Origin of the sequence: Nocardia sp. NPDC057353, assembly GCF_042667085.1 — a bacterium.
GTDB lineage: Bacteria > Actinomycetota > Actinomycetes > Mycobacteriales > Mycobacteriaceae > Nocardia.
In genome coordinates this window covers 1-1,046 of sequence record NZ_JBHVAK010000144.1, presented here as the reverse complement: position 1 = coordinate 1,046, position 1,046 = coordinate 1, and the positions used below count along the sequence as shown (strand labels likewise).

At 68.0% G+C, this 1,046-nt stretch carries 1 protein-coding gene; it reads left to right on the top strand.

Annotated elements, in window-relative coordinates:
* The first annotated feature begins 148 nt into the window (after nucleotides 1–148).
* Nucleotides 149–1,021, top strand: coding sequence for an IS5 family transposase (locus tag ACFUUZ_RS31720; protein ID WP_378702732.1), 873 nt, complete (start codon nucleotides 149–151; stop codon nucleotides 1,019–1,021).
* Nucleotides 1,022–1,046: the final 25 nt, after the last annotated feature.

Sequence of the window (1,046 nt, the reverse complement as noted above, 5' to 3'; positions counted from 1 at the left end):
CTAGGCAGTGTTGCGAAGTGATGTGCGCAGGTCGCACGGGGTGGCCTGAAATCTGCTGACCGGCTACACGTCCCGGTGAGGTGATGTGGCGAGGTCTCCGGTAGTGGTGTTCAGCGACCAAGCAGAACATGCACTCACCGGAGACCTCGTGGCCAGCGTAACGGCCGCGCGGCGAGCGGATCTCTCCGACGCCCAATGGGCACGACTGGAACCGCTGCTGCCCCGCGCGAAGAAGGCGGGCCGCCCGCCACAATGGAACAAACGCCAGCTCATCGACGGCATCCGCTGGCGAACCCGGGTCGGCTCACCCTGGCGCGACGTCCCCACCCGATACGGGTCCTGGCAAGCGGTCTACGGGCTGTTCCGGCGCTGGCAGCACAACGGCTCGTGGCTGTTGATCTGGAAGATGCTGCAGGTCTACGCCGACGCAGCCGGTCAGATCCGCTGGCAGGTCAGTGTCGATTCCACGATCGTGCGCGCCCATCAGCACGCTGCCGGCGCCCGTCCCGGCGCTGCGGGTGAACCTGTCGATCACGGGTTGGGCCGCTCGCGGGGCGGGTGGACCACGAAACTGCATCTGGCCTGCGAGCAGGGACTCAAACCCTTGGCAATCCTGGTCACCGCCGGTCAAGCCGGTGACAGCCCGCACCTGCCGCTGGTTCTCGACGCGATCGCCGTTCCGCGCCAGGGAGCAGGGCGGGCTCGGCAGCGTCCGGATCGGGTGCTGGCCGACAAGGCTTACTCTTCCCGCGCCAACCGGGCCTGGCTGCGCCGCCGTGGCATCGCGGCCACGATCCCGAGCCCGGCCGATCAGCTGCGTCACCGCCGCAACCGCGGCCGGGCCGGTGGCCGGCCACCGGCATGCGATCCGGTCCGCTACCGAGATCGCAACGCTGTCGAGCGCGGGATCAACCAGCTCAAACAACACCGCGCTGTCGCTACCCGCTACGACAAACTCGCCGTCCGCTACCTCGCCAGCATCCACATTGCCGCCATCAACCACTGGCTCCGAGAGCAGTGACAGACGACTTCGCAACACGGCCTAG